The sequence below is a fragment of the Treponema putidum genome, assembly GCF_000755145.1.
In the GTDB taxonomy this organism is placed as follows: Bacteria; Spirochaetota; Spirochaetia; order Treponematales; family Treponemataceae; genus Treponema_B; species Treponema_B putidum.
In genome coordinates, this window is the sequence record NZ_CP009228.1 from 949,850 (window position 1) to 971,676 (window position 21,827).

General features: G+C 35.6%; 25 protein-coding genes, 5 tRNA genes and 2 other RNA genes. 27 read left to right on the plus strand and 5 right to left on the minus strand.

From position 1 onward, the window contains the following. Nucleotides 1–158 precede the first annotated feature (158 nt). The 14 genes from JO40_RS12840 to JO40_RS04285 all read left to right on the plus strand — a co-directional run bounded on the left by JO40_RS12840 (nt 159) and on the right by JO40_RS04285 (nt 7,232). Nucleotides 159–731 (plus strand): hypothetical protein, encoded by a 573-nt coding sequence (locus JO40_RS12840; protein WP_049992339.1) that lies wholly within the window; start codon nt 159–161, stop codon nt 729–731. A gap of 113 nt (nt 732–844) precedes the next feature. Beyond that, nucleotides 845–1,477 carry a DUF5343 domain-containing protein gene (locus tag JO40_RS04225; RefSeq protein ID WP_049992340.1) on the plus strand — a complete coding sequence of 211 codons (633 nt, stop codon included), beginning with the start codon at nt 845–847 and terminating at the stop codon, nt 1,475–1,477. 3 nt (nt 1,478–1,480) lie between these two features. Next, nucleotides 1,481–2,050 carry a Swt1 family HEPN domain-containing protein gene (locus JO40_RS04230; protein ID WP_044978216.1) on the plus strand — a complete coding sequence of 190 codons (570 nt, stop codon included), beginning with the start codon at nt 1,481–1,483 and terminating at the stop codon, nt 2,048–2,050. 192 nt (nt 2,051–2,242) lie between these two features. After that, nucleotides 2,243–2,617: a hypothetical protein gene (locus JO40_RS04235; protein WP_044978218.1), complete on the plus strand. Its 375-nt coding sequence runs from the start codon at nt 2,243–2,245 to the stop codon at nt 2,615–2,617. 166 nt (nt 2,618–2,783) lie between these two features. Next, nucleotides 2,784–3,038, plus strand: coding sequence for a hypothetical protein (locus JO40_RS04240; RefSeq protein WP_044978220.1), 255 nt, complete (start codon nt 2,784–2,786; stop codon nt 3,036–3,038). Between the two features lie 651 nt (nt 3,039–3,689). Beyond that, nucleotides 3,690–3,977: a type II toxin-antitoxin system RelB/DinJ family antitoxin gene (locus JO40_RS04245; protein ID WP_044978223.1), complete on the plus strand. Its 288-nt coding sequence runs from the start codon at nt 3,690–3,692 to the stop codon at nt 3,975–3,977. After that, a complete protein-coding gene (locus tag JO40_RS04250) occupies nt 3,974–4,135 on the plus strand; it encodes a putative toxin-antitoxin system toxin component, PIN family (RefSeq protein ID WP_245609001.1) in 162 nt (53 codons plus the stop codon). Before JO40_RS04245 ends, JO40_RS04250 begins: the two co-directional genes overlap by 4 nt. Nucleotides 4,136–4,426: 291 nt before the next feature. After that, the gene (locus tag JO40_RS04255) at nt 4,427–4,642 is read left to right on the plus strand and encodes a hypothetical protein (protein ID WP_044978226.1); all 216 of its coding nucleotides are present in this window, start codon (nt 4,427–4,429) and stop codon (nt 4,640–4,642) included. Beyond that, a complete protein-coding gene (locus JO40_RS04260; RefSeq protein ID WP_044978228.1) occupies nt 4,642–5,013 on the plus strand; it encodes a type II toxin-antitoxin system VapC family toxin in 372 nt (123 codons plus the stop codon). Before JO40_RS04255 ends, JO40_RS04260 begins: the two co-directional genes overlap by 1 nt. Before the next feature lie 50 nt (nt 5,014–5,063). Next, nucleotides 5,064–5,324, plus strand: a complete 261-nt coding sequence (locus tag JO40_RS04265) for a type II toxin-antitoxin system RelB/DinJ family antitoxin (RefSeq protein ID WP_044978230.1) — start codon at nt 5,064–5,066, stop codon at nt 5,322–5,324. Then, on the plus strand, nt 5,325–6,017 hold the full coding sequence (locus JO40_RS04270) for a hypothetical protein (RefSeq protein ID WP_245609002.1): 693 nt from the start codon (nt 5,325–5,327) through the stop codon (nt 6,015–6,017). It begins immediately after the preceding gene. A 40-nt stretch (nt 6,018–6,057) separates the two neighbouring features. Then, entirely contained in the window at nt 6,058–6,303 is a 246-nt protein-coding gene (locus tag JO40_RS04275; RefSeq protein ID WP_044978234.1) for a hypothetical protein, read from the plus strand. Continuing rightward, entirely contained in the window at nt 6,300–6,698 is a 399-nt protein-coding gene (locus JO40_RS04280) for a type II toxin-antitoxin system VapC family toxin (protein WP_044978236.1), read from the plus strand. Before JO40_RS04275 ends, JO40_RS04280 begins: the two co-directional genes overlap by 4 nt. Before the next feature lie 42 nt (nt 6,699–6,740). Further along, nucleotides 6,741–7,232 (plus strand): DciA family protein, encoded by a 492-nt coding sequence (locus JO40_RS04285; protein WP_044978239.1) that lies wholly within the window; start codon nt 6,741–6,743, stop codon nt 7,230–7,232. Nucleotides 7,233–7,470: 238 nt separating this feature from the next. On the opposite strand, the gene JO40_RS04290 is transcribed toward JO40_RS04285, so the two are convergent. The 3 genes from JO40_RS04290 to JO40_RS14460 are packed head-to-tail and all read right to left on the minus strand — an operon-like array spanning nt 7,471 to nt 9,224. After that, entirely contained in the window at nt 7,471–7,989 is a 519-nt protein-coding gene (locus tag JO40_RS04290) for a methylated-DNA--[protein]-cysteine S-methyltransferase (RefSeq protein WP_044979697.1), read from the minus strand. Nucleotides 7,990–7,996: 7 nt separating this feature from the next. Next, complete coding sequence (locus JO40_RS04295) at nt 7,997–9,031, minus strand: class I SAM-dependent methyltransferase (RefSeq protein ID WP_245609003.1); 1,035 nt, start codon at nt 9,029–9,031, stop codon at nt 7,997–7,999. Between the two features lie 37 nt (nt 9,032–9,068). Next, entirely contained in the window at nt 9,069–9,224 is a 156-nt protein-coding gene (locus JO40_RS14460) for a hypothetical protein (protein ID WP_245609004.1), read from the minus strand. A gap of 216 nt (nt 9,225–9,440) precedes the next feature. Here JO40_RS14460 and JO40_RS04300 point away from each other — a divergent pair. From JO40_RS04300 to ssrA, 11 genes are all read left to right on the plus strand, one after another. Then, nucleotides 9,441–9,525 (plus strand) — tRNA-Ser (locus JO40_RS04300). A 71-nt stretch (nt 9,526–9,596) separates the two neighbouring features. After that, nucleotides 9,597–9,683: transfer RNA gene (locus JO40_RS13800), tRNA-Ser, on the plus strand. A 10-nt stretch (nt 9,684–9,693) separates the two neighbouring features. Continuing rightward, a tRNA-Arg gene (locus JO40_RS04305) sits at nt 9,694–9,767 on the plus strand. 51 nt (nt 9,768–9,818) lie between these two features. Then, nucleotides 9,819–9,903: transfer RNA gene (locus tag JO40_RS13805), tRNA-Ser, on the plus strand. A gap of 47 nt (nt 9,904–9,950) precedes the next feature. After that, nucleotides 9,951–10,037, plus strand: a tRNA-Ser gene (locus JO40_RS04310). Further along, nucleotides 10,038–10,136: signal recognition particle sRNA small type (gene ffs / locus JO40_RS13075), an RNA gene on the plus strand. 49 nt (nt 10,137–10,185) lie between these two features. Next, nucleotides 10,186–11,136, plus strand: coding sequence for a cyclic di-GMP binding protein (locus tag JO40_RS04315; protein ID WP_044978241.1), 951 nt, complete (start codon nt 10,186–10,188; stop codon nt 11,134–11,136). After that, a complete protein-coding gene (locus JO40_RS04320) occupies nt 11,133–12,266 on the plus strand; it encodes a tetratricopeptide repeat protein (protein WP_044978243.1) in 1,134 nt (377 codons plus the stop codon). The genes JO40_RS04315 and JO40_RS04320 overlap by 4 nt, the downstream gene beginning before the upstream one ends. Before the next feature lie 97 nt (nt 12,267–12,363). Next, the gene (locus JO40_RS04325) at nt 12,364–13,341 is read left to right on the plus strand and encodes an ABC transporter substrate-binding protein (protein WP_044978245.1); all 978 of its coding nucleotides are present in this window, start codon (nt 12,364–12,366) and stop codon (nt 13,339–13,341) included. Then, entirely contained in the window at nt 13,313–14,044 is a 732-nt protein-coding gene (locus tag JO40_RS04330; protein ID WP_044978247.1) for an ABC transporter permease, read from the plus strand. The genes JO40_RS04325 and JO40_RS04330 overlap by 29 nt, the downstream gene beginning before the upstream one ends. Before the next feature lie 71 nt (nt 14,045–14,115). Beyond that, nucleotides 14,116–14,466, plus strand: a transfer-messenger RNA (tmRNA) gene (ssrA, locus tag JO40_RS13080). A 5-nt stretch (nt 14,467–14,471) separates the two neighbouring features. On the opposite strand, the gene cobO is transcribed toward ssrA, so the two are convergent. Both cobO and JO40_RS04340 read right to left on the minus strand, forming a co-directional pair. Then, nucleotides 14,472–14,987: a cob(I)yrinic acid a,c-diamide adenosyltransferase gene (cobO, locus tag JO40_RS04335; protein WP_002666509.1), complete on the minus strand. Its 516-nt coding sequence runs from the start codon at nt 14,985–14,987 to the stop codon at nt 14,472–14,474. A 69-nt stretch (nt 14,988–15,056) separates the two neighbouring features. Continuing rightward, the gene (locus JO40_RS04340; protein ID WP_044978249.1) at nt 15,057–16,343 is read right to left on the minus strand and encodes an ArsB/NhaD family transporter; all 1,287 of its coding nucleotides are present in this window, start codon (nt 16,341–16,343) and stop codon (nt 15,057–15,059) included. A gap of 201 nt (nt 16,344–16,544) precedes the next feature. Between JO40_RS04340 and JO40_RS04345 the strand changes: the two genes are divergently transcribed. Together JO40_RS04345 and JO40_RS04350 are read left to right on the plus strand one after the other, a co-directional pair. Further along, nucleotides 16,545–20,129, plus strand: coding sequence for a DEAD/DEAH box helicase (locus tag JO40_RS04345; protein WP_044978251.1), 3,585 nt, complete (start codon nt 16,545–16,547; stop codon nt 20,127–20,129). A gap of 54 nt (nt 20,130–20,183) precedes the next feature. Then, the gene (locus tag JO40_RS04350; protein ID WP_044978254.1) at nt 20,184–21,803 is read left to right on the plus strand and encodes an ATP-binding protein; all 1,620 of its coding nucleotides are present in this window, start codon (nt 20,184–20,186) and stop codon (nt 21,801–21,803) included. Nucleotides 21,804–21,827 lie beyond the last annotated feature (24 nt).

Below are 21,827 nucleotides of genomic sequence, written 5' to 3' on the forward strand. Positions count from 1 at the left end.
AGTAAACAAGGTTATTCCAGAACAAAATATATCGACAATAATTATTGGGTGTTCCTGAAATAGATGTTGATATATATTGGATTAAATATTAATTTAAGAATAATGTTAGGAAAAACTTAAGCTAATGTTAGAATGATGGCTTCGGTGTAGGAGTACAAATGCCAGAAAAATATGCACACATATTAATTGCAAAAAAATATCTTTATGGAATGGAATTGAATTTGTTAGATATTTCTGATTTTTTTCTTGGTTCAATTTATCCTGATTTATTCAATATTACTAATAAAGATGTTTTCTACACAAGTCATTTTATAAAAGAAGGTAAGGGATTCCAGTTATCATTATTGAATGAATTTTGTATTAATAATTATTCAAAATTTTCTAAGTATTTTTTTGAAGGAGTAAGGCTGCATATATTCTCAGACTTATATGTAAAGAAAACAATCGATGAATACTATTCATTTTTTAAGGATACAATTAATTATTCTGATTCTGATTTAGTGGATCAATTAATAAGATACAATAAATCACAGATAATATCTGAATTAAAAATATTAAAAGAAAATAAAGTCTACTTAAATGATTTACAAGAAAATTTTGATAATATATTTATTGCTGATGAAACAAATAATAAATCATTTTTAAATGTAGATGAGGAAAAATATAATAATTATTTAGAAAAAATGATTTCTGAGTATAAAATAAAGCAATTTGAAGAATTTGATGTTTAAGCTAACACCCGCTTCAACGCTGACAACAAGGACAAGCCTTGTTGCAGGTTAAGCGGATGTTATATGTTCCTTACGGATGAAATGATAAGTAGATATTATTATGGAGGGAATTTATGAGTTTACCTGATAGTTATACCCAAAAGCCAAGTGCAATTTCTGAATATTTTGAATCATTCAAAGCCGCACAAGCTCCAGAAAGGGTATCTTATAAGTTTTTGGAGAATCTAGGTTTTACTTCAACAAACGACAGAATGATTATTGGTGTATTAAAAGAGCTTGGTTTCATTGATACAGATGGGAAACCAACACAGCGGTATTATAAGTTTCTCGATAAAAATGAATCGAGTAAAATTATTGCAGAAGGTATTCGAGATGCATATTCTGATTTATTTGCTGTAAACCTTAGAGCTAATGAACTTTCCATTGAAGACGTGAAAAATAAATTACGTTCTTTATATGCAGGTAAAAAAACTGATCAAGTAATAGGTCGTATAGCGACAACTTTTAATTCTTTGTGTGAACTTGGTGATTTTTCTATTGAAACAGTGCCAAAACAGGAGTGTAAGGTAGATAATACAACTGAAACCTCTAATATTCGAACGGAAAGACCTTTACCAAATACTCAAGAAAAAAAAGAAATAGCACTTGGATCCTTGCAATATCATATAAATATCATTCTTCCGGCTACAAAAGATCAAGCAGTATATGATGCTATTTTTAAAAGCTTAAAAGAACATTTAGGTTAAAATATGGATAAGCTTTATTCATTTGTGTATAAAGGAATATTAGCAGAAGAAAGTCTTAAGAAAGCAAATCCAAAGACTGTAGTTGATATTGAAGAGTTTGATGAATTGAAAATTAAAAAATCTTTATCTTTTGATATGCTTGACCAAGAATTCCTTCAACAATCAATCAAAACGAGTATTATTTATCAAGCTATCCATACTTTTGAGAATATGATTCGGAAAATGGTTGTAAAAGCTATGGATGAAAAATATCATTTGGATTGGTGGAAGCATGTTAGTGAAAGTATTCAAAAAAAAGTCTCTGCACGAAAAGAAGAAGAAAGGAAAATAAAATGGCACGCATCGAGAGGTTCATCTGAAATATTTTATTGTGATTTTGGTGACTTGTCAGCAATAATTTGTTCTAATTGGGAATTATTTGAAGAATTATTAAGAAATCAAGAATGGGTAAAACAATTACTTTTAGCATTAGAAAAATCTCGTAATGTCATTATGCATGGTGGAAATTTAGCTCAAGAAGATATTGAAAGGATTGGTGTAAATATTAGAGATTGGTTGAGACAAACAGGTTGAGTAAGACATATAACACCCGCTTCAACCTGACATTGCGGACGAGCCGCAAATGCAGGTTAAGCGAATGTTATGTGGACGCCCCTCAGGGGCGCATGGTGAAAACAAAGAAAAATTCGCCGCAAAAAAGTAATCAAAAAAATGAATTGAACTTTATAGCAAGGACGAAGAAACATTTTACAATAGGTATGTTTAATGAAAAAAAGTATCATATTATTAAGTATATTTATATTTTCACTCTTGGTTTTATATGCAAAAAGGACTCCGCCTCCAGAAGTTCCATCGATAATTCATAATGGATACGAGTATATTGCAAATTATTCAGATGGAATTTTTAAGGGAACCGGTCAGATGATTATTAAATCTATTAAAGACTCAAAAATAAAGAAAACAATATCAATTTATTCAATCTGGTATAATCCGTTTTTAGAAAAAGATGTTCAATGGATTTTTATTAAAGAAACAGAATTGGTTGATAATGATATGATTCGTATTTATAATGAAAATGATGAAATTTTTGATTTGGAATTAATTAACTATAAAGTTAAGAAAATAAAGAAAATCACCTAACACCCGCTTCAACCTGACATTGCGGACGAGCCGCAAATGCAGGTCAAGCGGTAGTTAGATTGACCTGCCTTGTGGCAGGCGAGTAGGGAACCAATCGAAACAGACTTTCGACCGAAAAATAAAATAATTGCAATGAAAAAGGACATTGCGAAAGGATGGTCGAAAGATGAAACAAAAGAGATTAGTTTCAGTGATTGGTGCATTAGTTTTAATAACTAGTGCAGTAGCGTTAATTAGCGGTTGTCAACAGGCGAACGGTAATCAGAATAATACTATCAGTGATTGGAAGCCTGTTTCAAACAAGAGTGATTTAGTGGGAACATGGAAGGCAGACTTTTCAATGTCAGGAGTTGTAGGCTCAAAAATGCTTTTTGTTGCTTCTGATTTTTCGGGTTATTTACAACACGAGGAGGATTATTGAAGCGCAGATGCATCATATGCAGCTTCTGTAGCTGGTGCTGTATCAGAGCTGGAAGATATAGGATTTGATGTTGAACATGATTCCGCGAACAAGACAATCAGTGCAAGACTGAATTTTACACCTGAAGTTTTGGAAGGAATGCTTTCATTTATAAAACTAAATTCATCAAAAACGAAGATGAAATTTACTGCTGGTGAAAATTCAGTAGAATATACAAAGCAATAAGAATCGATTAACCGATACTGATGAATCGCCCCCTAAAATTGTATAAATAGTTCAATTTTAGGGAGTATCAAAAGACAAAAAATAAGATTAATGATAAAATAGTTGCCTTGTATGATGAGGTTATCTAAGAAATAATTGCTAAGAAAATAGTGATGAAGTAAAGAAACATAAAACATAGGATTTATTGTATGAATTTTGAGGGTTGGTATTTTATTATTCTGTATGTACTATACTAAAAATCTAACACGCAGTTCAAGACTGACAAAACCCGCTCTGAAGAGCAGCCGGCTAGACGCCGGTACGTTTTGCAGCTTAACTGCATGTTAGACGGATTGCCCAGTGGACAACTTTTTCCTTTTACCATTTGATTATATTAAAAAATAATGCTATAATAATACTGAAGTATGCATAGATATGGAGGTTTATATGGCAAATACAGCATTAGTACAGCTAAAAGTCGATTCCGAAATTAAAGAAGATGTTTCAAGAATATATGAAAATTTAGGGTTAGATTTACCGACTGCAATAAGAATTTTTTTCAAGAAAAGTATTGCTGTGGGAGGATTACCGTTTGAATTACGAGAAGAAAATACCAGATGGAAAATATATGATCAAGTTCGAAAAAGTATTCAAGACAATAATGTTCCGGAAATGTCGCTTGAAGAAATAAATGCAGAAATTGCTGAAACTAGAAAACAGGTATTCGGCAAATGAAAAAATATGTTGTTATTGATACAAATATTTTGGTTTCTGCATTGATAACACGAAATGAAAATGCTCCAACTGTAAAAATATTAAAACATCTTTCTCAAAATAAAATAGTACAGGTATATTCTTCGGATATAGTAAAAGAGTACTATGCATTTTTATAAATTAAAGCTTAAAACCCAAATCAACAGTTTAGATTCTTAAAATAAAAGTATATTTTATTATAATGATTAATTGAGTAAGAAAAATAAATTTTTATCAAAGGATCTTAAAACTTGGTAAGGAAAATCAACACCCCCGACGCAGAGCATCGGGGTATTAAGCCCTCAGCACGAATAAAACTCACCTATAGTAAAATCATTAAGTTATATGAAATTATGTGTTGGTTTTAATGAGTGGGAGATGATTTTGTTTATAAAATATTGTATACTATGCGAAATGGATGGGAGGTGCCTATGTCGGAATTAGTTTTTAAGCAACTTTCAGCACAAGTTGATATGCTTTCTTATGCTGAGAGAATCAAATTACTTGATAAAATAGTACGTACTTTACATACACCTGTGAAAACTCATAAAAGAGAATTCTCAGATTTTAATGCGGCTTTTGGTTTATGGAAAGACAGGTCTCTTTCTGCTGAGGAAATAAGAAGCAAGGCTTGGAGGCGTTCTTAATGATTTATCTTTGTGATACGTGCGTTCTTATAGACTACCTTCGTGGAAAAACCGAAGTTCAGCAAAAACTTGAGCAAGACAAAGGACTAGGTTTGGGAATGTCTTCAATAACTTATATGGAGTTAATGGTTGGTGCTTTGAACAAGCGGGAGGTAGGCATTATAAAAAAAGCTTTTTCGGATTTTGAAATTGTAGAAATTTCTGAATTGATTTCTGTAAAAGCCAGAAGTCTGATTGAAAAGTATACTAAAAGTCATGGTCTTTTGATTCCGGATGCTTTGATTGGTGCTACTGCATTAGAATTTGGATTGCCGTTGTATACTACGAATATCAAAGACTTTCAGTTTATTTCTGATTTGGTTTTGGTGTAGATTAAGATATAGTTTTGTATAGAAAAAACGTCTAACACCCGCCGCCAGTTATGACTACAATATCTGCAAAAATTGCTAATGATGATAAAAACTTATTTGAAAAAATTTGTAATTCTATGGGCCTAAATGTATCGGCTGCAATAAATGTCTTTGTAAAGGCCACAATAAGAGAAAATGGTATGCCCTTTACTATGAAGGCTTCTGAAGATCCTTATATTTATTCCGAATCAAATATGAAATTTTTAAAAGAAAGTATTTCTCAAATTGAAAGCGGGAAAGGCCGGATTCACGAGTTAAAGGATAATCTGTAAATGCGGTACACATTATCAGCAGTAATTTATAAGAGAGAACTAATGCAAAAAACCTTTTTAGACCTAAAAACAAAAATTGATAACCTCTTAAAAGAAACATCACATAAAAAAATAGTTCTTATCCTACAAGATATAATGTACACTCTTTTATCAGGTTATGTATTTAAAATAAAGGGAAATAAGGGTTTTGTTACAATTGATCCCATCGAAATAGAAGCCTATTTTTTTAAAGAAGCTTGTTTTGAAGATAATTGTGTGCATCGCAATGAAAAGCAAAAAAATAATTTCGGGAAGCTCTATCTGCATAAAATTAAAAACAATCACTTAAAAGGCGGAACAAGAAAGGGTATGGACCTTTGTCTTTCCGGCAGTGAAAGCTATACCCTCGCCTTCTTAATAAGAAGTGCCTATGTAAACAGTATGGAAAACAGAATTTGCGGTCCATCTTTGTTGACTGATGAGGTCTTTGAAGAGCTCGGATTCGATTATAAAAAAGACTATTATAAACTTGAATCCCAAACTGTGCTTGTCAAAGAAAAAAAGCCGGAAGCCGAATTTTATCTAAGCACAAGAATAAATGTAAATTCAAAGATGCAGAGCTCTCTTTTAAGAATGGTGCGGATCAAAGATAATTATTTTACAGGTCTAAAAGGAATTAACAAACTTAAAAGCCGCCCTTTCTCCATTGATTAATCATACAAAATGATGTATATTGTATGCAAGGAGGTGCGATATGCCGTTATTGCAAGTAAGAGAATGTCCTGAAGATATTTATAGAAAAATTACTTATGCCGCAAAAAATGAAAATAGAACTATTGCACAGCAAATCATTGTTTTACTTGAAAAAGCCTTGGGGCAAGAAGAATCAAATATTTTGCGTCGGAAAAATATTCTAAAGAAAATTCAAAGCCGCGATATTTCTAATAAAATAAAAGCTGTAAATCCTGTCGAACTTATCAGAGAGGATAGAGACCGGTGATTATAGTTCTTGATGTAAGTGCTGCAATAGAAATACTTTTTCAAAGGGAAAAAAGCGGTTTATTTTCTGAGATTTATTCCAAGTCTGATTGGGTTATAGCTCCTGATTTATTTGTTGCCGAGATCACAAATGTTTTATGGAAGTATTATAGAGCTGGGCTTATAACACATGAAAATTGTATTCAATATGTACAAGAGGGGCTTGATATGGTGGATGATTTCATTGATGCAAGTACATTGTGGAAAGAATCTTTATCGGAAGGAATTAAAAATAATCATTCAATTTATGATATGTACTATTTGGTTTTAACTAGAAGAAATGACGCTACATTAATTACTAATGATACTGCCTTAGCCGAGATTTGTAAAAAGATGAATATAAAAATTTGTAATTGAGATTTTATTGTATTAAGTTAAAATCTTTATGAGTAAAAAAATATGAAACTTTTTAAAACATCAAAAGAAATAGTAGATAATTTTTCTCAAAAGTTTAATGAAATGGCGGAAATTTCCTCAAATCTGAATAGCGAACAGGCTCTATCTGTTTTTGAAGGATGGGAAAAAGTCATAGGCGATAAAAAATTAGCCGCATATTGCGAGCTTTATGATATAAAAAATGAAACGGCAATGATAAAAACCAGTCATACCGGCTGGAGCCAACAGCTTTTAATGAGAAAGAACAAAATCATATATAATTTTAAAAAATTTTATCCGGCATTAGATATAAAAAATATTTCGGTTTTTGTTGAACCTGATTTTCAGCTTCAGTCAAAAATAATTACTCCGGATGAAGTTGAATTGAAAAAAAAATATTCTGTTGAAGAACAAGATAAAAAAGCATCGGAGTTAGATTTACCTAAGACTCTTCCTCCTGAATTAGCAAAAGCATTAAAATCACTAAAAAAAGCTGTCTTAACAAAAAATAAGTAGATGACAACATATTCACAGTTATTCAAATTTAATGAACAAGTTATCCACAAGCAAAAGTGGAGTATTTTATAAAATCTTTTTATATCGATATCTTTTTTTTGAAAAAGTAAGGAAAAAAGGTGATAAAACTCTAAAAAGTCCACCAAAAAGGCTATTTTAGGCTTATTTTTGCTTATCTTCCAATTTAAAATGTTTCACGTGAAACATTGTTTTTATGCTTAATTTTAGCCTGAGTTTATCACAAGTTATCCACAAGCGGAATTAATTCGATTTGGCATTCTTTTTGCTCAAGGTTTAAAAGAAATCTTTTACGATCCAAACCCGCAGAAAAACCGCCTAATTTTCCTCCGGTACAGATGACTCTATGGCATGGAATTATAATCGGGATAGGATTTTTTCCGTTAGCGTTTCCTACGGCTCGGTAAGATTTGGGATTGTTTATATTTACTGCTATTTGTTTATAGGATAGAGTTTTTCCATATGGAATTTTACAAAGCTCTTTCCATACGGTCTTTTGGAATTCCGTACCTTCGGGGGAAAGCTGTACCGTAAATTGTTTTAAATTTCTTTCAAAATATTTTTTTAATTCTTCTTTGGCCTGTTTGCATATCTGTAAGGCTTTTGTAAAATTATCTTGAGTTCTTTCAAGCTTATTTGTAATGGAATCTTTTGTGCCGAATCTTAATTCTTTTATACCGGAATTATCTGCAATAATTATTATTTTTCCTATCGGGCTGTCAAATTTTTCGTATACCATAAATACCTCATTTTTCATTTAAAAGTTTTTCCAAACAGGGTTTAATTAAAAAAGCTTGTTTTATTTCTTTAAATTCTTGCTTGGCTTTTTCAATAAGTATAGTTTTGCTTTTTGATTTATCATCAAGTTTTACGGCTTTGGTTAAGATGTTTTTAGGAGTATGTTCCGTTTCGATAAATTCTTCAACGCTTACCTTATATCCGCAGGTTTCAAGCAGTTTTCCTCTAACCGTATCTGTAAGAAGGGACGTGAATTTTTCGGTAATAATGCCGTAATCAAGCATAGGCGAAAAAGATTTTATAATGTTGCTCTTATTTTTACGAATTTGAGTATTAAACTCGTGCTGGCAGCATGGAACAGCAAATATTATTTTTGCATCGCTTTTGACTGCCTTGGCTATAGCCAAATCCGTTGCCGTATTGCAGGCGTGGAGACTTATAACCATATCGGGCGGTGTATCAAACTTAAATCGGCCTATATCTCCGACTTCAAAGATAAGATTTTTAAAACCGCATTCTTGTCTTAATTTATTACAAAAATCTATTACATCTTCTTTTAGATCCAAGCCGCATATCTTAACGGGTAATTTTTCAATTTCGGTTAAGTAATAATAAAGAGCAAAACTTAAATAGGCCTTTCCGCAGCCGAAGTCTGCAATATGCAATTCTTTTTTTTCTTTTAAAATATCTTTTAGTTCGGGCAAAACGGATTTTATAAATTCCAGATATTTATTTATCTGCCGAAATTTATGATATTTACTTTGAATAATCTTACCTTCATCGGTAAAGAAATTAAGTTTTTTTAAAAAGATAGGCATTTCAGAAGTGTTTAGAATATATTCTTTTTGCTTATTATGCTCAAGATTTTCAATTGAAGATACATGTTCTTTATTTAGGGGGCTTTTTTTTATTGCCTTTGTTTTAAAATGAATATCTCCTTTATTATTTTGCAAAAAAATAAGTTGGCTGTTTAAAGAGGCAAATTCTGCAATCTTAAATTCAAAAAAAAGGTCTTCGAGTTTTTCTTGTAAACTTTGAGGCAAAAGATTTTTATGAAAAACTTTTGTGCCGTCAAAGCATTCAAGTTGATATTGTTCTTGATTTTTTTAAAAGAATTTTTCGCAATTTTATTTTTTGAATCGAGGAATCCTTTTTTACCGGTTTTGAGAAAAAACCTGAAATAAGACCATGTTCAATACAAATTGCGGCAGCTTGTTCTTTTGATACTATATTCATAAAATACTCCGGCATTATCTTATCATAAAGTCCTATCTGATACAAGAATGTAAAAATGTTTCACGTGAAACATTTTTACATTCTAATTATATAGGTAAGTATAAATCTAAAATAATGATACTGTGAAAAGAAGGACTATCTAAAAAAGAGTGATGCGGGTGTCATAAACCTATTGACAAAAAACCGTTTTTTAGGGTAATATGAACCCTGCATTTTGGAGCGATGGCCGAGCGGTTGAAGGCGGCGGTCTTGAAAACCGTTGTGCTGAGAGGTACCGGGGGTTCGAATCCCTCTCGCTCCGTGAAAATTTATGATTGTATAAATTCGATTGTAAATTTTTATATCTTGACCTGTTGGTCATGTATGAACTCTGGAGTGGTGCGAGAGCGGTCGAATCGGGCTCCCTGCTAAGGAGTTGTACCCTTACGGGTACCGGGGGTTCGAATCCCCCCTACTCCGAATAATTTTTGAGGCTATAGCTCAGCTGGATAGAGCGTCAGATTGCGGATCTGAAGGTCGGCAGTTCGAACCCGCCTAGCCTCGTTAATAGCCGGCGGAAAAGATATTTGTATTTTCAACCGGCTTTTTTATTTTGGAGAGATGCGAGAGCGGTCGAATCGGGCGGTCTCGAAAACCGTTGTACCGCAAGGTACCGGGGGTTCGAATCCCCCTCTCTCCGTTTTATGACGGAGAAAAGATTTAACTGTAAACGCATTCCTTAATTTTGGAGAGATGTCCGAGTGGTCGAAGGTACACGATTGGAAGTCGTGTGTGCCAGAGATGGTACCGAGGGTTCGAATCCCTCTCTCTCCGTCCCGGGACCTATGCAAAAAAGGTTTTTCGAACCCCGTCAGATCCGGAAGGAAGCAGCGGTAGATTAATTCTTTTTGTGCCGTAGTGTTCCCGGGTTTTTTATTTTAGCCTTATTGACCTTTTGGCCAATAACTATTATCATATATTCATGGCCTTTGCAGTAAGTCAGCAGTTAAACAGATATTACAATTTATACAAAGATATAGATGTAACTTTCTCAAAAGAAGTCGTTTCTACTCTTAATTTTGACCCTAAGCAGGTTTTTGTACGCTGTTCCGGCGGACAATGGCCATGCATTATTAATTCGGCTTCTATGACAAAGGCAAAAATAATTTGCGGTAAAAAAAGCGGTTTTATAGATAAGTTGAGGAGCGGAATAACATCCGTAAATATAAGATTTGCTTTTTTTGATACGGAAGGAAAAGAATCCCTGTCTTTTTTTGTTGCCGCTAAGTTGGTCGGCATCTCTTCTTATGAAACAGGGAGCCATGAACTTGTCTTAATAACCTTTGAATATACTCAAAGAGCTCCGGATGATTTAATAGAAAAATTAGGCATCTTACTTGAAGCTAATATCAATTCACAAAAACGCCAAAATGAGAGGGTTGCTATTACTCCGGAGATAAGCAGGAGAATAGGTCTTGTGGAAAAAGGAACGGTTGTGTATGTAGATGCTATTCCCAGACGCTGTATTATTCGGGATCTCTCTTTTTCAGGGGCAAAAATCCTTCTTGTAGGTGTTGCTAACTTTTTAATGAATAAGGAAGTAACTCTCCGCTTTGCGTTTGATGACCCGCGTTCCGTATTCGGTATAAAGGGACGGATAGTAAGAACCGAACCGGTAGAAGGAAGAAAGGATTTAGTTGCTCTTGCAGTCAATTATTATCCGCAAAATATTCCGATGATGTATAAGATGTATCTGAACAAACATTTTTCTGTTGTTCGTAAATCTCATTCCGACGGTTTTGGGGATGACTTTTTAGAAGATGTTGCTCCTGCTTCATCTGTTCCGCCTATTTCTCCGCCTGCAAGTAACAATGCGGCTCCCTTAGAACCGCCTCATGAAGACGTTGTACCGGAACATCCTTTAGAAAAATGAATAATCCTATTGATTCGCTTTTGTATGTACAAATATCGGCTGAACAAGCCGGTAAAATTTTTGAAGGTCTTGAACCTTTGATTCCTCTTCCTATCGGATTACCGGAGCCTGATCAAAAAGAAAATTTCAACATTGAAGATATTAAATCCGAAATGATTCTTGCCGGAATGTTAACAGTTTTTGCTTATGATAGGGAAAATCCTAATATCGAATATTACCGAAAAATATTCAATTTACTCCGCCCCGATATCCGCAAAGAAATGACTCAGGCTGCAATAATCAAAATTAAAAATAATGATTTTGATATGGCTGAAGAGATTTTACTTTCTCTTGAAGGTTTAAATCCGGATGACGGTATAACCAAATTAAACCTTGCTCTTTTGATGGAAGAGCGTTCTCAATTTTATGAGATGAGAGAACTTTTTGAAGATGCTTTGAACTTTAATAAAAGAGCCGAAGAGCTTTATTCAGAGCTTATACTTTTTGAGCCTCCATTGCCGGGCGTTTTTTTTAATGCTGCATATTTTTTTATAAAGCAGAAAAATTATATAAAAGCCAAATCCCTTTTAAAAACGTATTTGGAAATAGAAAATGATTCTTCAGAAACAGCCGAATTCCGAAAAGCTAAGGCTTCCGAGTTGCTTCAAACTATTTCGGAACAAGCTCTTGACGATGAGCTTTTCCAAAAAGCCTATGAATATATTGATTTAGGTGAAGAAGAAAAAGCCGCAGAAAGTATAAAGCTTTTTTTGAGAAAAAATCCTAAGGTTTGGAATGCGTGGTTTTTGCTGGGCTGGGCTTTAAGACGGATGAGCCGATGGGACGATGCCCGATCTTCTTTTTTAAAAGCTATTGAATTATTGGAACATTCAAAAATTTCCGATAAAACACCTCTTTCCGATGTCTATAATGAGCTTGCAATTTGTTCTATGGAGTTAAAACTTTTTGATGAAGCTGAAAAATATCTTATAAATGCTTTGAGTTTAGATTCCGAGAACATAAAAATTATTTCCAATCTCGGCACCCTTGCCCTAAAACAGGGAAAACAAGAAGAAGCCGAAGCCTTTTTTAGAACCGTTTTAGAAATAAACCCTGACGATAAAATAGCTTTAAGTGTTTTGGGTAAATAGGCAGGTTTAATTTATGTTAAGCTAAGTTAATCTCTTGACTTAAAAAGATTATTTATAGTATTCTTATCGGGCCGGAAAATCGGTATTGGAGGAAAGTGTGAAAAAAATATATTCGAGTTTCTTTTTCTTATTTGTTGGTCTTAGCTTACTATTTGCAGGCGGAACCAAGGAAAAATCCGCAAATGACAGCTTTAAAGTTAAGGTTGTATTACCCGCAGGAGCTCCTGCTGCAGCTCTTTCAAAACTTGTGTATGAAAAAACACAGTTTGATAATTCTGAAACGGAATATGAAGTTGTTTCAGGTCCGGAGCTTTTACAAGCGAGGATTTTATCCGGGGAGGCCGATATTGCAGCCGTGCCTACCAATCTTGCATCGGTTTTATATTCCAAACAGAAAAATATAAAATTGTTGGCTCCCATTGTTTGGGGAAATCTTTATTTTATAAGTTCGGAGCCTGTTTCTTCGATAGCGGACTTAAAGGGCAAAACTATTTATTCTTTTGGAAGAAATAATACCCCCGATTTGACAGCCCGCGAAGTGCTTAAGAAGAACGGTATTGATCCTGATAAGGATGTGAGTTTTGAGTATTTAAGTGCTGCCGGGGATATTCCCTCTGCTTTTATAAGCGGGAAAGCGAAGTATGCCCTTGCTGCAGAACCTTCTCTCAGCATGATTATGACAAAAAGGCCCAATACTAAGATTGTTGTTGATATTCAGGAAGAATGGAAAAAAGCTTTTGAAGGAGCATCTTATCCTCAAGCTTCTTTAATTGTAAACGCCGAATTTTTACAAAAATATCCCGAATATGTAAGTGCTTTTTTAGATAAGGCTAAAGAGTCTTCCGAATGGGTAAAGGAAAATCCTCAAAAGGCTGCCGAGTACGCTTCCAAAATTGCTGCATTGCCTCCGCCGCCCATTTTATCCAAGGCTATTCCTAAGCTGAACATAGTTTTTGTTGAGGCCGGAAAAGCAAGACCTGCTGTAGAAGCTTATTTGAAGGTTTTGGCTGAAGCCGATCCTAAATTTATAGGCGGAAGTTTGCCTGATGATGCTTTCTACTATAAAGCAAAATAAGTTTAAAATAGGCGGGGCTTTTTTTTGCCTTATCCTTTGGGAAATATTTGCCCAAGGCTTAAAAGCTCCGCTTATTATTCCCCCTATAAAAGAAATATTATCAGCTCTTTTTGTTATTATAAAAACTCCGGAAACTTATGTTTTTATTTTAAGCAGTCTTATCAGGATTTTTATAACATTGGCTATAGATTCCTTTATTGCCTTTCTTTTAGGTATAGCTTCCGGTTTAAATAAAAATGTTGAAGATTTTTTATCGGCTCCCGAAAATATTTTAAAATCCAGCCCTACAATATCCGTTTTGCTTTTAGCCTTAATTTGGTTTAAATCGAATATGACTCCCATCTTTGTAACAAGCTTGATTGTTCTTCCTCTTCTGTATAGAAATATTGTAGACGGAGTAAAAAACATAGATAAAGGTCTGATAGAAATGTCTTACGATTTTAATGTCCCTTTCGGTAGAAGATTAAAAAGTTTATACCTTCCCTGCATAAGACCTTTTTTAAAAAACGGGTACATTTTAAGTACTGGCTTTGCCGTAAAGGTTGTTATAATGGCCGAGGTCTTGAGTCAGCCGAAATACGGCATAGGCTCTGCTTTTCAAACGGCTAAGATTCAGATTGAAACCGCCTCTATCTTTGCATGGACGGGAATAGCCGTCTTACTTGCCTCCCTCTTACAAAAGGGAGTAAAAAAAATTTTATAGTATAATTTTTCGATTTTAGTTTTCTGTATTCTTGACTTTTTAATATAAATATAGTAATTTATTCACAGCTTGGGGATGTTCCGGTTTCGACCGGAAAGACGGAGGCTTAAGCTGCAGGCGGAGTGCCGATCTCCTGATTCGGCAAACACTATAACTGCCGAAAATAACGACAGTTTCGATTACGCCTTAGCTGCATAATCGCGGAATCTGCTTTGCACTGCTCCGAGCGGGGCATGATTCCGACGCCAATCGGGGCTTGCTTTTTAGCGGTGTGTAAACGCTAAAGGGGACTTTTTTTACACTAAGGATTCGACGCTTTCGGTGCTGCTACCGGATCCCGACAACTACCTCGCACCGATAAGCCTGTAGACGCTTCTGATTCCCTTTTCGGGACGGGGGTTCAATTCCCCCCATCTCCATCAGCTTTTTAAGATTCTATACCCCGCCTTGCCTGTACACCGTCATTAAAATAGTGTTTTATCATCTTCATTTCGGTTACAAGGTCGGCCGCTTCAATTATTTTTTTATTTGCGTAACGGCCGGTTAGGACGAGTTCTACGGATTCAGGCTTGTTTTTGATAATATGCAGGATGCGTTCAATATCAAAAAGGCCGTATAAAAGGGCAACATTGACTTCTTCCATAATTACAACATCGTACTCGCCCGACATAATTATCTTTTCAATCTTATCCAAGCCTTCATTTGCTCTTTGAATATCCTTTTCCGTAGGATCATTATGAACAAAGTGGGCTTCTCCATATTGTTCTATTGTAAGATTGGGCAGGTACTCGGGAGCTTTTAGCTCGCTGTAATTCATTCCCTTTAAGAATTGGCCTATATAAACCTTGTATCCGGCACAAACGGCTCTAAGAGCAAGCCCAAAGGCCGCTGTCGTTTTTCCTTTACCGTCTCCGGTATAAACTTGAACATAACCTTTTTTCATATTTCCCTCCAGAAAAATTAAGCAAATTCGCTATATCTTTATTATACCGGTTTTTTGTTAAAGATACAATTACACGCCATAACAAAGCCAAATAAGAATATAACCTATTATAACCGCAATAAGGGTGTAAGGAACGCTCATCTTCATAAATTCACTGTTTTTTACCTGATAGCCTTCATTCCTTAAAATACCGAGAGAGGTAATATTTGCAGAAGCTCCGATGGGCGTGATGTTTCCGCCAAGCGTTGCACCTGAAAGAAGTCCGAAAAACAAAATAGGTGAAGCTATATTAAGCCCTTCTGAAAGTATTTGTATGATAGGAATCATTGCAGCAACATATGGAATATTATCTACAAATGCCGAAATTAAAACCGAACCCCAAACTATTATTGTATAAATTAAAAATACATTTGAGCCGAGGGTTAAAAACCAGTCTGCTATAGCCTGTATAACTCCTGCCCTTGTAACTGCTGCAATAACCGTAAAAAGCCCCATCAGTAAAAAGAGGGTTTCAAAACTGAGTTCTTTTTTTACAACCTTTAAAATATCTAGCTTTTTTGTTCTTATGATGTTGTAAAGAATTCCTACAATCATAAGGCCTGTACAAATTAGCCCGTTTATTGTTTGAGGTTTTTTGTCTTCCGGTAAAAATGAGGCGCCTATCATAAGTATTACCATTACAATAAGTAAGATTGACGGAAAGTAATCGGTGACTTTGGTAAGTTCAACCTTGTCCGGTTTTTCATTTGCTTTGCGAAAAATAAAATAGATAATCCCTGTAGCTGCAACTGCTGAGATTTCAACAGTAAAGAAAAGAGAGGGTTTTCCCAAGTACCAGAAAAAGTCGAAAAAGCTCATATTCAAATGACTTCCCAAAAGAATTGAGGTTGTGTCGCCCACCAAGGTAGCCGCTCCTTGAAGGTTGGCTGAAATCGAAATAGCAATTATGGATTTAACCGGCGACATGTTGAGCTTTTTTGATAAGACAACTGCAATGGGTGCCAGCATTAGAACTGTGGCAACATTATCCATAAAGGCCGAAATAAAACCGGCAAAGAGGGATAGGCATACTATAATCCATTTTACATCGGGTACATTGTTTATAATCTTATCTGCAATGCGTTGGGGCATTTTAGATTCGGTAAAGAGGGCGACCAAGCCCATTGTTCCAGCTATCATTAAAATAACATTCCAGTCAATGGCAAAAAAGACTTCATTATAAGGCAATATTCCTAAAATTATGAAAATTAGGGCTGATGAACAGGCAACTATAGGTCTGTGGTTTGTCAGGGCAATCATTAAAACATAGGTCAGTCCGAATAAAACGGCCGCTAAAATGAGAGGATCTATAACCATGGTAATCTCCTAAAACGTAAATTTTTACACTAAATGAGAAAATTTGTCAACATATGGATGATTGTTTTAATGGCAACTGAAGGAACAAAAGGAGATAATGATTTCGGTCCGGATCCGAAAGCTGGAGAATAAGACTTCTTTCTAAAACAGGATTTATAAAACGAATTGTAAATCCTGTTTTTTTCTGCTATACTCCTCAGTATGGCACGGCAAAGTTACGGGACGACACCTTGGGGTGCATGGTTTTTGGAGATGCTAAAAGCCTACGATGATTCAGGCAGATTATCTAGGGGGAAAACTTACGCAAACACAGGTAAGGTAAATTCTCTTGTGATAAGCGGGCAAACGGCGGGGGCAAAAGTTAAGGGAAACTATTCTCCTTGGTACCATGTGTATTTTAAGTTTCCGCCTCTTTCAAAAACAAATGAAATCGCAATCCGCTCAATCTTAGAAAAACATCCGATTGAACTTGCGGGCCTTAGAGCGGGAATTATGAGCCCGGCCCTCATCGAAGCCTTAAAGAAAAAAAAGGTAAGGCTCATTCCTGCCCGCTGGAATTTAATCGAAAGGGACTGCACCTGCCCCGATTCGGGAGACCCTTGCAAGCACATGGCGGCCGTTCTTTTTTTACTTGCCAAAGAAATAGACCATGACCCGCGCCTCTTGTTTAAACTTGCGGGCTTTGACATTGATTCTATAAATGTACCGGAAACCGAAGTCTTCGAGAAAGGTGGAATACAAAAACTTGGGCTCCTCCAAGAGCAGCCCGTTCCGTTGAGTCTTCGTAAAAATGAAACCTTAAATGAAGCAGCAGACTTATCTTCAGACTCATCAGTCAATGGGGCCGCTCATAATTCTTGTGAATTACAGAGCCCTTTAAAGTTTTCCCTTGGAGAATCCTATCTTCCGCTGATAACAAATATTCTTCCTCCTGAACCAAATTTTACATCAAGCGATTTTATAATAAAGCTGACGGAATTTTATCACAAGGCTGTTTTAAATTACGGGCTTAATTTTTACCGGCAAGAAAAGCAAAACGAAAAACAGGAGGAAAAATCGGTAAACCCTTTTTTGTTTGCAAGGGTAAAAATAAACATCGACAATATCCGAAAACAAAAAAGAACCTTTCCCCTTGAACCTAAAAGCCCTTTAACGGTAAGTATAAAACTAGGCGAAACCAGCGAAATAAATCAAACTCTTTTACAAGCTCAAAGTTTTTATAAAACAAGAAGCAGCTTAAATGAGATGAGCCCTTCGGTTAAAATTCTTTTTTCTCTCTTTGCCCTTGCAGGAAAACTGATTCAAAGTTCAGCCTTTATACCAGCCGTCTTTACCGAAAACAAAAGACTTTTTATCTTCTGGAAAAGCCTTTCGGCATCTTCGGAAATAAAGGCCGACATTCTTAAATTTGCAGCCTCCCTAACAAAGGAGTTTTTTGTTCCGGTTGAAAAATGGGGAAGGCTCTATTGTGCAGAACTTTTACTTACAGCCCTTTTAACCGAATATGCTGTATCCTTAAAATTTTTCCCCGACAAGTCCTATACTAAAGACAAAGAAATAGATAACCTCTTTTTTTTAAACGAAGAAATCGATATAAGTATTCCCGGCAAGCGGAATTTGGATACGGTAATCTATTCTTGGCTTTCGGTTTTAAATTACAGTAATTGCGGATATGAATACCGTTTAACTTTGGATGCCTTAAAAGACGACGAATTCTTTTTGCTTTCCGCCCTTGTCCGTAAGGCTAAAGAAAAGCAAATAGAGGCAGGTGATGACTCCTTTGCTCTTGAAGCAGAGGCACCCTTTGCCGAATTAAATATTGCGGCAAAGAGGAGTAAAAACCCCGACGATATTTTGCGGTTTCCTGCAACCCTTTCAGCCTACTTACCGGCTCTTTCGATTCTTGCAATTAAAAAAAATGTGATGCTTTCGCGGGAAGAAACGGGGCTTTTTTTACAAAAGTCGGCAAAGCTTTTACAGCGTTTCGGCATCGACATAGTTTTACCCAAAAGCCTAAAAAACATTTTGATTCCCAAACCTGTCATAAGCGTAAAATCCGTAAAGGGAGCAGGAAACGTCGTTTCTTTTTTAAACCTTGATGATGTTCTTTCCTATGACAGGGCATTGATGCTCGGAGACACTGTAATTGATATAGACGAATTTAAAAAGCTCTTTTTAAATAAATCCGGTTTGGTAAAATTTAACGATCAATTCCTTTTGCTTGATCCCGAAGAAGTTGCTAAGATGTTAAAGGCTTTTGAAAAACCCGCAGATACAAAGGAAGCCTTACAAGCGGTTCTTTCGGGAAATGCAGTATGTTCCAAAACTGCCTCAGAAATTATCGACTGTATTTTTAGACAAGAAGATGTTCCCGTTCCTAAAAACCTAAATGCGGAATTAAGGCCTTATCAAGAAAAGGGTTACCGTTGGCTTTATGCAAACATCAAAAGCGGATTCGGCTGTCTTTTAGCCGACGATATGGGTTTGGGAAAAACCGTGCAGATTATAAGTCTAATGCTTGCCTTTAAAAATTCAAAAGAGGCAGAAGAACCTTTTTTGGTTATAGCCCCTGCAAGCCTTCTTTCAAACTGGGAACACGAAATAGCAAAATTCGCTCCTTCTCTTAAAACCGCCGTTTATCATGGGGCAGGGCGTAAGTTCAATACCGAAGCAGATGTAATAATAAGCACATATCAAACTATGCAAAAAGATATAGAAAAATTAAAGGACAAAAAAGTTTTTTGCATTATTTTAGATGAAGCTCAGGCTATAAAAAATTCCGGAACAAAAAAGGCTCATGCAGTAAAGGCAATTCAGGCAAGGGGAAGGATTGCTCTTACCGGAACCCCCGTCGAAAACAATCTTGAAGATATACGTTCCATATTCGATTTTTTTCTTCCCGGCTATTTAGGCACAGCCGACGAGTTTAGAAAAAAATGGCGTATTCCGATTGAGCTTCATAATTCGGAAACCGAAGCGGATGATCTAAAAAAAATTACTTCACCCTTTTTGCTCCGCCGTCTAAAGACCGATCCCAAGGTTATCTCGGATTTGCCGGATAAGATAATTACAAATCAATATTGCAATCTGACACCTGAGCAGTTGGCAATTTATGAAAACCTTGTAGAAACGGAATTGCACAAGGTAATGGGAGCCGAAACTAAGATTGAGAGGCAGGCCTATGTTCTAAAACTTTTAACGGCCTTAAAACAGGTATGCAATCATCCGAGAGCCTATGACAAGGAAACTCCTGTCGAAATGAAATACTCAGGCAAGGCCGCTGTACTCATCGAGCTTTTAAACGAAATAATTTCTTCGGGAGAAAAGGCAATTATTTTCAGCCAATATGTAGGCACCCTCGACATTTTAAAAAACATCATTCAAAAAGAATTGGGAACCGAACCTCTTTTACTTCACGGTCAAATGCCCGCCTCAAAAAGAAAAAAGGCTGTAGATGTTTTTCAAACGGATCCCGCTTACCGCATCTTTTTAATTTCGCTTAAAGCAGGAGGTACGGGACTTAACTTGACGGCAGCTAATAGGGTAATCCATTTTGACCTTTGGTATAATCCCTCAGTTGAAGATCAGGCTACGGACAGGGCCTTTAGAATAGGACAGACAAAAAACGTCTTTGTTCACCGCCTTATTTGCTCCGGTACCTTTGAAGAAAAAATTGATGAGATGATTCAAAAAAAACGGGAAATAAGCGGTATGAGCATTTCTGCAGGTGAAACGTGGATTTCAAAATTGACCAATGAAGAGTTGGCAGGTCTTTTTAAGAGTTAATCTAAACATTGATAAACCTCTTTTTTTATGATATAATTTTTTAGGAGGTTTAAAATGGATTTTGATTTATCAAGAAAAATACCGATAGGGATACAAAGTTTTGAAGATTTACGCAGAAAAAATTTTTTATATGTAGATAAAACTCTATATGCCTTTAAGCTGGCCGCCTTAGGTAAGGTATACTTTTTAAGCCGTCCTCGCAGGTTCGGTAAAAGCCTCTTTCTTTCGACGCTCAAAGCCTACTTTTTAGGCCAAAAGGAGCTTTTTAGGGGTTTATATATTGAAAAAGCTGAAGAAAAAAGAGCCGAAATAGAAAAGACGGATGCTTGGATGGAATATCCTGTCTTTTACTTGGATTTTAACATAGGCAGATATGATGAACCTCATTCTTTAAAAAATCATTTAAACCTTGCCTTAAGTCAATTTGAAGAAATATATGGTTCTCATAAACAAGAAAAAGAACCCGCTCAACGCTTTGCAGGTATAATTCAGAGGGCTTATCAAAAAACGGGCAAGCAAGCCGTCATCCTTGTAGACGAATATGATAAGCCCCTGTTACAGACTATGGGAGTAAACGAAGCACTAAACGAAGAATACCGTAACACCCTCAAGGCCTTTTATTCGGTGATAAAAACTTGCGACCAATATATCCGATTTGCCTTTTTGACCGGTGTAACAAAGTTCAGTAAGGTAAGCATCTTCAGCGATTTAAATAATCTGCAAGATATAAGTATGCTGAATGACTATGCCGAAGTCTGCGGTCTAACTCAAAGCGAGATAGAAAACACCTTTAAGCCTGAAATAGAAAGGTTAGCAGGTAACACCAAGAATAGCTATGATAAAATGATTGAAGAGCTAAAAAAGAGGTATGACGGATATAAGTTCAGTGTTTTAGGGGAATCCGTCTATAATCCTTTTAGTATCTTAAGCACACTTAATGCGGGAGAATTAAAAAACTATTGGTTTGCCACGGGAACACCGACTTTTTTAGTAAATTACTTAAAAGATGCTCATTATAATGTACCTAACTTAGACGGTAATGTAGAATTAAATGAAGCAGGTATAGAACTATATAGAGCAGATGCAAAAAATCCTTTGCCGATACTTTTTCAATCGGGATATTTAACGATAAAAGAATACATAGAAGAAGGTAATCTATATAGGTTAGGTTTTCCTAATGATGAGGTGAGGTATGGTTTTTTAGAAAATCTTTTGCCGGCCTATTGTTCACTTAGGCCTGATGAGACAGGGGTTTCGATATGGGAGTTTGTAGAAGATGTAAGGGCGGGAAAGGTAGATGAGTTTATGGAGAGGATGCAGGCGATAATAGCTGGGGTACCTTATGATAACTTACCTAAGGATAAGCTTAAACTTAGGGAGCAAAACTATCAGACTGCCGTTTACTTAATCTTTAAATTAATGGGACAATTTGTGCAGACTGAAATATACTGTTTAAAGGGCAGGGCTGACTGTATAGTGCAAACAAAGGATTCTATCTACATCTTTGAGTTTAAGTTAATGAGTGCAGGCAGTGCCGAAGATGCGATAGCTCAAATAAAAGAGAAGGGCTATGCGGATCAATTTAAGACTATGGGTAAAAAGATAATCCTTATAGGTTCGAGCTTTGATGAAGAGGAGCGGACTATCGGAGATTGGAGAAAGGAAGAGCTTTAAGATATTTTTGCATAAATATTTCTA

Coding starts and splice junctions, on each gene's coding strand:
- JO40_RS04285 (WP_044978239.1), top strand. CDS start 6,741: ATGAAACTTTTTAAAACATCAAAAGAAATAGTAGATAATTTTTCTCAA.
- JO40_RS04260 (WP_044978228.1), top strand. CDS start 4,642: ATGATTTATCTTTGTGATACGTGCGTTCTTATAGACTACCTTCGTGGA.
- JO40_RS04275 (WP_044978234.1), top strand. CDS start 6,058: ATGCCGTTATTGCAAGTAAGAGAATGTCCTGAAGATATTTATAGAAAA.
- JO40_RS04225 (WP_049992340.1), top strand. CDS start 845: ATGAGTTTACCTGATAGTTATACCCAAAAGCCAAGTGCAATTTCTGAA.
- JO40_RS04315 (WP_044978241.1), top strand. CDS start 10,186: ATGGCCTTTGCAGTAAGTCAGCAGTTAAACAGATATTACAATTTATAC.
- JO40_RS04250 (WP_245609001.1), top strand. CDS start 3,974: ATGAAAAAATATGTTGTTATTGATACAAATATTTTGGTTTCTGCATTG.
- JO40_RS04270 (WP_245609002.1), top strand. CDS start 5,325: ATGCGGTACACATTATCAGCAGTAATTTATAAGAGAGAACTAATGCAA.
- JO40_RS04235 (WP_044978218.1), top strand. CDS start 2,243: ATGAAAAAAAGTATCATATTATTAAGTATATTTATATTTTCACTCTTG.
- JO40_RS04345 (WP_044978251.1), top strand. CDS start 16,545: ATGGCACGGCAAAGTTACGGGACGACACCTTGGGGTGCATGGTTTTTG.
- JO40_RS04245 (WP_044978223.1), top strand. CDS start 3,690: ATGGCAAATACAGCATTAGTACAGCTAAAAGTCGATTCCGAAATTAAA.
- JO40_RS04230 (WP_044978216.1), top strand. CDS start 1,481: ATGGATAAGCTTTATTCATTTGTGTATAAAGGAATATTAGCAGAAGAA.
- JO40_RS12840 (WP_049992339.1), top strand. CDS start 159: ATGCCAGAAAAATATGCACACATATTAATTGCAAAAAAATATCTTTAT.
- JO40_RS04265 (WP_044978230.1), top strand. CDS start 5,064: ATGACTACAATATCTGCAAAAATTGCTAATGATGATAAAAACTTATTT.
- JO40_RS04330 (WP_044978247.1), top strand. CDS start 13,313: ATGATGCTTTCTACTATAAAGCAAAATAAGTTTAAAATAGGCGGGGCT.
- JO40_RS04240 (WP_044978220.1), top strand. CDS start 2,784: ATGAAACAAAAGAGATTAGTTTCAGTGATTGGTGCATTAGTTTTAATA.
- JO40_RS04340 (WP_044978249.1), bottom strand. CDS start 16,343: ATGGTTATAGATCCTCTCATTTTAGCGGCCGTTTTATTCGGACTGACC.
- JO40_RS14460 (WP_245609004.1), bottom strand. CDS start 9,224: ATGAATATAGTATCAAAAGAACAAGCTGCCGCAATTTGTATTGAACAT.
- JO40_RS04350 (WP_044978254.1), top strand. CDS start 20,184: ATGGATTTTGATTTATCAAGAAAAATACCGATAGGGATACAAAGTTTT.
- cobO (WP_002666509.1), bottom strand. CDS start 14,987: ATGAAAAAAGGTTATGTTCAAGTTTATACCGGAGACGGTAAAGGAAAA.
- JO40_RS04320 (WP_044978243.1), top strand. CDS start 11,133: ATGAATAATCCTATTGATTCGCTTTTGTATGTACAAATATCGGCTGAA.
- JO40_RS04290 (WP_044979697.1), bottom strand. CDS start 7,989: ATGGTATACGAAAAATTTGACAGCCCGATAGGAAAAATAATAATTATT.
- JO40_RS04255 (WP_044978226.1), top strand. CDS start 4,427: ATGTCGGAATTAGTTTTTAAGCAACTTTCAGCACAAGTTGATATGCTT.